This window comes from Micromonospora sp. NPDC049836 (genome assembly GCF_044465125.1).
Classification (GTDB): domain Bacteria; phylum Actinomycetota; class Actinomycetes; order Mycobacteriales; family Micromonosporaceae; genus Micromonospora.
In genome coordinates this window covers 1-6,828 of sequence record NZ_JBITLH010000034.1, presented here as the reverse complement: position 1 = coordinate 6,828, position 6,828 = coordinate 1, and the positions used below count along the sequence as shown (strand labels likewise).

Sequence of the window (6,828 nt, the reverse complement as noted above, 5' to 3'; positions counted from 1 at the left end):
GACCCACGGCGGCTGCTCACCCCTCCTCACGTTCAGACAGAACGATCCTCGCGTCCCGAGGACACGCCCAACATCATTTCGTTAGGAGCTCTAAGGTAGAGCGCTGACGTCGGGTCGTCTGCGGGTGTCCAGAAGTCCTTGTCGGGCACGTCGTCGAGCGTCATGGTCGCGATCGGGATTCCGTCGCGGGCTTCTGCCAGCCAGAGCACGCCCGCCTCGATATTTGGACGTAGCTCCTCAGCGTGCCACGGCCACCCGCCCCACTGGTCCAGGCCTTGCTGCTGTAGCCACGTGACGGCGCCGTTGAGGATGGTAATCAGGCCGTCGAGATCCGCATCTGCAGCAAGGCGTAGTCGGTGCGTCACCTCGTGATCATACGGATCGGCGAGGATCACATGGGCGGTGCGTAGGCGGCGGCTGGAGCGGGAAACGCCCTTGCTGGGTCATAGACCTGCCCGGTGGCGAGGCAGTGGTGCAAGCAGCCGAGAAGCCGGTTGAACAGGTTGCGGAGGGCGGCCGGATGCCGGTCGCCGTGGTCGCGGCGGCGTTGGTAGTGCTGCTTGGCGGGTTCGGCATGGGTAGCGGCGACGAATGCCCAGATATAGCCAGCGGCGGCGAGCCGATCGTTCTTCACCTTGCGGTGTGTGATGGAGATGCTGCGGCCGGATGCCCGGGTGACCGGCGCCGATCCGGCGTATGCCTTCAACGCGCGGGCGTCGGCGAACCGGCTACGGTCGTCTCCGATCTCAGCCAAGATGCGGGCGCCCGTCACGTCGGCCAGACCGGGGAAGCTGGTGACGATCGCATGGTCAGGATGCTGACGGAACGCCGCGCTGACTGCCTCGGCGAGTTGGTCGACGCTGGCGCATTCGACGTTCAGCGTGGCCAGCAGGGCAAGAGCCTGGGTACCCATTGCGTCTTCCACCATGGGCAGCTGGCGCAGCTGTGGACGGCGTAGCGCCTGCTGCAACTCGGCAGCCAGGCCGTCGACACCACGTTGGCGGCCAGCGCGGCGCAGCGCTGCCGCGATCCGGGCTCGTGACAGCTTCGCCGCAACCGCCGGCCTCGGCGCGATGGCCAGCACGGCGCGGGCCTCCGCGCTGGTCAGGTTCCCTTTCCTGCCGACGAACGCGTCGAGGAAGACGGGGAAGTACTCCCGCAGCAGCGAGCGCAGCTCATTGGAGGCGCGGGTGCGCCGCCAAGTGGCGTCCTGATGGGCACGGGCGAGCACCGCAACAGCCTGGACCAGCTCGCTGTCGGCCGGCAGCGGCCGGTGGGCGTGGATGTCGGTGCGCAAAATATTGGCCAGCACCATCGCGTCGGCGTGGTCGGACTTCTTCCGCGACACCGAGTACCGCTCTCGGTAGCGGGCCACGGCCATCGGGTTGATCGAGTACACCCGTCGACCGCTCGCGCGTAGCGCGGCGACCAGCAGCCCACGCGGGGTCTCGATCGCTACCGGAATCGGCTCGTCGGCGGTGTCACCCGCCGCGGCCAGCATCTCGACCAGCGTGGTGAACCCTTCCAGGTCGTCGCCGATACGTCCCTTGGCGATCAGTTGGCCGTGCTCGTCGACCACGGCGATGTCGTGATGCCGTTCCGCCCAGTCGATGCCGCAGTACACCGTCAACTCCCACTCCTTTCCACCTGCCTAATCAGTTGCGCAAACCCTGGCGGAAACGCGCGGCGCCCTAATGACGAGGCTCTGTGGCCTACCCTCCGATGAGCCGTTCGCGATCCCAGCGACCCGCACGGTCCCGGTCTTCGCAGTCAGAGCTCGTCGGCTCCCGGTATGCGAGGTGTTCGCCGTGCGGCGGGCTGCAACCACGATCAACATCCTGCCCAGGGTCACGAGGTGGTCCGGCCCTGCCAAGGTCCGCCGGTCTTGCACGAGACCTGGCTCGGTCCAGAGGTGTGCAGGCGTGTACTCAGCGAGCCGGACCACCACACGAACAGCTCGCCGAGCCCACGCTGCCGATCTTTTTGGAGACCTCCAGGGTCAGGTAACGGGCAGGCATCCCGTGGTCCACGGCGGGCCGTTCGGGACTCATTAGGTAACGGGGCAAGCGTGAGGCCGTGCGGCAGGCGGCGGGGTGATTCGCTGCGGGGGTGTCGGTGCCGGAGGTCGCGGCCAGGCTGCGGGTGTCGCAGACCGCGGTGTACGGATGGCGCAAGCGATGGCGGGCCGGTGGCGAGGACGCTCTCGCGTCGAAAGGGCCTGGTGGATCTCGCTGCCGACTGGATGAGGCTCGGCTGCGGCGGCTGGCTGACGCGTTGGATGAGGGGCCGGCGGCGCACGGCTTCGGTGATGATCAGCGGTGGACTCTGGCTCGGGTGTCGGACCTGATCGCCCGGATGTTCCGCACCCGCTACACGCTGCGCGGCACGTCGTATCTGCTGCACGGCATCGGCTGGTCGGTGCAGGTCCCGTCGCATCGGCCCGTCGATCGCGACGAGGCCGCGGTCGCGACGTGGCGGCGGGAGGTGTGGCCGGCGGGAAAACGGGTAGCGGCGCAGCGCGACGCGTGGATCTGCTTCGAGGACGAGGCCGGTCAGACGCTGCGCCCACCGAAGGCTCGCACCTGGGGCCGACGCGGTGAAACACCGCAGATCCCGGTGTCGGGCAAGGGATCCGGACGAGTCTCGATCGCTGGCCTGGCCTGCTACAAACCCGGCCAGCGTCCTCGGCTGATCTACCGCACGATCACCCATCGCGGCCGCAAGAAGAACGACGCAGCTTCGGCGAACGGGACTACATCAGCCTGCTCGACGCCGCCCACCAGCAACTGCACGGGCCGATCGTGCTCGTCTGGGACAATCTCAACACTCACATCAGCGCCGCCATGCGGCAGATGATCGCCGCCCGAGATTGGCTGACCGTGATCCGCCTGCCCGCCTACGCCCCCGACCTCAACCCCACCGAGCAGGTGTGGTCCCACCTCAAACGCAGCATCGGCAAACTCGCCGTCCGCGGCGTCAACCACCTCCTGGCGATCATCCGCAACCGGCTCAAACGCATTCAATACCGACCTGATTTACTCGACGGCTTCCTCACCCACACCGGCCTGACCCTCTTGTCGCACTGGCCCTAGCTTGAACGGCCTACCGACTCGTCATTGCCAGCATCAAGCCAAGCGTCAGCCGCCGCCTGCAGCCCGTCGTCTCGCACACCGGGCAGCACATGAAAGAACTTCCAGGCATACCCGTATGGGTCCTCGACCTCGACGTACCGCTCGCCCCACGCAGCATCCAGTGGGCCAGCCCCGATCACGCAGCCCGCGATGCGGCAACTCCGGGCCATCTCATCAACGTCTTCTACCTCGATGCCGATGACCATGCCCAGACCGCGCGGCCCTGCCAACGTCTGACGCTCCCGCGCACTGTCGGGAAACGGCATGCCCACTAACGCATCGACCAGCAGCTGCAATGGACCCCGGCGCAGGATAGCCATCAGCACCTTGCCGTCCCGACCCGGCACGGTTCCGACCGGTACGAAACCGAAGCCTTCGTAAAACGACGCGGCCGCGCCCACGTCCTCGACCCGCAACCCGACCCGCACCGGAGGCTCACCACTCACAGTAGCGACCCTACCGAACGCCCCGACCGCGCGGAATCCAACCTGACCTTTCAAGATCTGTAACGGCACCTCTCTGCATCAAGGCGTTGGCAACAGAGGTCTCCGTGTCACGGATCATGGTGCGGCAGACGACGTCCGCGAGGCGGCGTTTCAGGCAGCGCGTCGCTTTGTGGGTTTGCCAGCGCCCGTTCAACCAACCCGCCCGCAAGGCGGGAGTGGGTGGCACCTCGAAGCTCAGCCACGATCACGGCGGAACACAGGCGGGTAACGGGCGTTGAGCGTCATCGAAAAGCACCAAGGCTAGTCGACTTCCACTCAGCGCCCGTCGTTCTCTGTCAGGGCTTATCAACGGGTGTTACCGCTTCTGCTGACTTCCTGCTGACGCTTCAGCCTTGCCAGCCAGCCTTGTTTACGAAGTATGGCGATCCTCAGTCTGCCGCCCATGGTCAGCCCGGCGGCGTGGGTGCCTCAGCAGGCTTCCCGGCTGCCCGGCGTGCGTCGGCGACGGCGATCGCGAGCAGCACCACGGCCACTACGGTGACCACCACCAGCGGCGGGGCGAAGGCCAGCGGCACGGCGAGCAGCAGCAGGGCAGCAACGCCGAGCAGCCGGGGCCGGGACACGCGGGAGAAGACCACCCACTCCAGCAGCGTGCGGCCCGCCACGAACAGAGCCGGGCCGCCGAGCATCAACGCAAGCCAAGACTTGAACGTGTGGCCGGTGGGGTGCTTCTGCACCAGTTCATTGCCGATGGCGGCGGCGGCAACCCCGAGGATCATGAGCAGATGAGCGCTGCCGGCTACTCGGCCCAGCCTGGCGGGATTGGCCGCCGACTTGACCGCCGATCCGAACACCTCGCCCGCCCTGTAGAAGTAGATACGCCACAGCAGCACAGCGGTGATGAACGCGATCACCAGCCCAAACGTCTGCGGAAAGCGCCGGCTCCCGGACGCCTCGGTGTAGGCGATCCCGACCGCGAGGATCGTCTCCCCGAGCGCAATCAGCACCAACTGTTGATACCGATCAGCGAGATGCCCGGCAGCGGCCTCCCAAGCCAAGATGCGCTCTGGCTTTTGCCACGGCACCCACCAGCCCAGCCGCGCCGATCCGTACTCGATGACGATCGCGAGCGACCAAAGCAGCATCCTGGCCGTATCGTGGGCGACGGCACCGAGCAGCCACGCCACGGCGGACACGCAGAACCAAACCAGGATTCCCCAATAGAGGCGCTGTAACCAATGTGACCGCAACGCCACAGCAACCACCAGCGCCCGGCCGGCCTGGAGCGCGACGTAGACGCCGGCGAACATCCACGCACTGCCGCCGAACGCCTTCGGCGTGACGACGCCCAGGAGCAACACACCGAAGGCTGTCACCAGCACCATGACCTGCACCGCCAGGCGGCGGGGCTCGAAGCGCGCCGTGCTGTAAGCCGTCATTGACCAGACCCACATCAGCGGCAGGATCAGCAGCAGTGCCTGCAGTAGGCTCGCCCACCGCCCTGCACTAGAGGGGGAAGACGCCAGCTGCGACGTGCTGGTAGCCACCACCCGGTTGAGAGCAAAGACCAGCACAAGATCGAAAAAGAGTTCGACAAAACTCGCTTCCTGCTTGCTCCACTCCCCCCGGAGGAGCCTCACCCCCAAACCCCTGGCCGCACCAGCACCTTCCATGCGAGCCATTCAATGCCGAAATGCCGCCGCGCGTTGGACGATTGCGGGTATCTGAGGACTCATTCCTGAGCACGGCCCTCGGCTGGCCTAAAACTGGCTGGCCGGCGTCCCCGCCTAGCCGGCATGTGGACAGGATGATCACAGGCAAGAGCGAGAGGATGACCTCCTCATCGGACGGCTGCAGACCTTCCAGCCTCCCTGTCTCCGGAGGCTGGTAGCCCCTGTGGTGCCCGACGTAAGCTCACGCGGGCCGAGCGACGGGGGTTAGGAGTCGTACGCCCAATTCGTGGCCGTACCGTTCAATTTCAGCCGCACTCTCCTGCTTCTGGACGAGGTTGGCGTGTAGATACTGCACACACTGAGCCTCACCCATAATAATCGCCCAATCAAAAAGGGTCTTGTGTGCCGCAATGGTGAGGTATAGGAACCGAATCAGAGTATCGACTGCGAATTGATCAACGAGGTCGACTGAGGGGTTTGTGCGTACGAAGCTTTCAAATCGCCCATACATGCCTTCAACAGTGTCGGACCGGGTTGAAAGCGGGGAGGTGCCGAATGCCTTGGCGCAGGAGTTGATGTTGTGATTCCACTGCACACATTCCTGTTGCTTGCGCCGTACGATCTGCCCGAGATCGTCACTAACTCGATGGGCCAAGAAGTCGAGTACCCGCCGCCCGGATATCTCCATTTCACCTAGTATGCCTAGCTCATATATGAACAGGTCACGCGTCGTATTAATCGCCATGTGCTCCTCCTGACCTCGCTGGCGAGCCGCCACGGCCTACCCGTTCAGAAACCACCAAAACGCGGCAGGCAAGCCAGCAGGAAGGGTGTAAATTTGCGCATGTCGAACGAGAGGCCGAGAAGGATGAATGAGCCATCCCTGTCTGCCATCGACCCGCCCCTCCTGGGGAGCGGGCCGCCGCCCGGCCCGCCACGTCAAGCGGGCCTTGACGCGCGTACGGACGCTGTCGGAACAGACTGAGTCGGCTCTCGTGTCACGGACCGCGCCCCCGGCGGACATCGCCACAGTGGCGCAGTTGACCCAACCTTGCCCGGCACGGACCCGGCTTCCGGGGTCGGAGCTGACCACCAGCGGCCACCCCTCCCCCTCCCAGGTGAGCAGTTGACCTGACCCTGCACGGCTGCGAAGCCGGCTCCTGGACGACCGACATGCCTTCGCGCGGACACCGCCCCCAAGCTTGGAGCTTGCCGCGCGGACCCGACGCGCCCTCCCTTCGCCGCGCTGCTCAGGCGCGGCGCGGCCGGCTGCCGGCGAGAACCTCCACCACTTCTCCCCGCTATCCCGTCCGTGGCGGCTCCGGGGCTCCCCGCTGTCCGCGCCAGCCGCCGGGCGTCAGGCGTGACGGCCGCAGAGCGACAGCGGCAGCGGCCGGCGCGCGCCCAGGCGGCGGCGCGTGCGGCCCGTTGCGGGCCGCCTTGAAGACGTACAGAAACTTTGAACAGCCTCGTCGGGACATCGTTGTCGTGTCCCGGCTGATGCTTTACATCGGCGTCCCATCTGATGCTTGACAGTGGCCGTGTTCGGCTTCTTGATCGCGTGATGTCTGCGGGCAT

General features: G+C 66.1%; 7 protein-coding genes. 2 read left to right on the top strand and 5 right to left on the bottom strand.

What is annotated here, in order from left to right:
• Positions 1-32: 32 nt before the first annotated feature.
• Both ACIBPB_RS33560 and ACIBPB_RS33555 read right to left on the bottom strand, forming a co-directional pair.
• Positions 33-395 carry a hypothetical protein gene (locus ACIBPB_RS33560; protein WP_396843247.1) on the bottom strand — a complete coding sequence of 121 codons (363 nt, stop codon included), beginning with the start codon at positions 393-395 and terminating at the stop codon, positions 33-35.
• The gene (locus tag ACIBPB_RS33555) at positions 392-1,630 is read right to left on the bottom strand and encodes an IS110 family transposase (protein ID WP_396843246.1); all 1,239 of its coding nucleotides are present in this window, start codon (positions 1,628-1,630) and stop codon (positions 392-394) included. Before ACIBPB_RS33555 ends, ACIBPB_RS33560 begins: the two co-directional genes overlap by 4 nt.
• Before the next feature lie 479 nt (positions 1,631-2,109).
• Here ACIBPB_RS33555 and ACIBPB_RS33550 point away from each other — a divergent pair, with 479 nt between their 5' ends.
• Both ACIBPB_RS33550 and ACIBPB_RS33545 read left to right on the top strand, forming a co-directional pair.
• Positions 2,110-2,856, top strand: coding sequence for an IS630 family transposase (locus tag ACIBPB_RS33550; RefSeq protein WP_396843245.1), 747 nt, complete (start codon positions 2,110-2,112; stop codon positions 2,854-2,856).
• Positions 2,802-3,092: a transposase gene (locus ACIBPB_RS33545; RefSeq protein ID WP_255419526.1), complete on the top strand. Its 291-nt coding sequence runs from the start codon at positions 2,802-2,804 to the stop codon at positions 3,090-3,092. Before ACIBPB_RS33550 ends, ACIBPB_RS33545 begins: the two co-directional genes overlap by 55 nt.
• Here ACIBPB_RS33545 and ACIBPB_RS33540 read toward each other — a convergent pair.
• The 3 genes from ACIBPB_RS33540 to ACIBPB_RS33530 all read right to left on the bottom strand — a co-directional run bounded on the left by ACIBPB_RS33540 (position 3,089) and on the right by ACIBPB_RS33530 (position 5,995).
• Entirely contained in the window at positions 3,089-3,577 is a 489-nt protein-coding gene (locus ACIBPB_RS33540) for a glyoxalase/bleomycin resistance/extradiol dioxygenase family protein (protein ID WP_116511459.1), read from the bottom strand. The two genes, ACIBPB_RS33545 and ACIBPB_RS33540, sit on opposite strands and share 4 nt — an antisense overlap.
• Before the next feature lie 446 nt (positions 3,578-4,023).
• Positions 4,024-5,217 (bottom strand): low temperature requirement protein A, encoded by a 1,194-nt coding sequence (locus ACIBPB_RS33535; protein ID WP_396843244.1) that lies wholly within the window; start codon positions 5,215-5,217, stop codon positions 4,024-4,026.
• 274 nt (positions 5,218-5,491) lie between these two features.
• Positions 5,492-5,995 carry a DUF892 family protein gene (locus tag ACIBPB_RS33530; protein WP_116507033.1) on the bottom strand — a complete coding sequence of 168 codons (504 nt, stop codon included), beginning with the start codon at positions 5,993-5,995 and terminating at the stop codon, positions 5,492-5,494.
• Positions 5,996-6,828 lie beyond the last annotated feature (833 nt).

Excerpts from the sequence above, each read along its gene's own strand:
- ACIBPB_RS33530 (WP_116507033.1), bottom strand. The coding sequence starts at position 5,995 with ATGGCGATTAATACGACGCGTGACCTGTTCATATATGAGCTAGGCATA.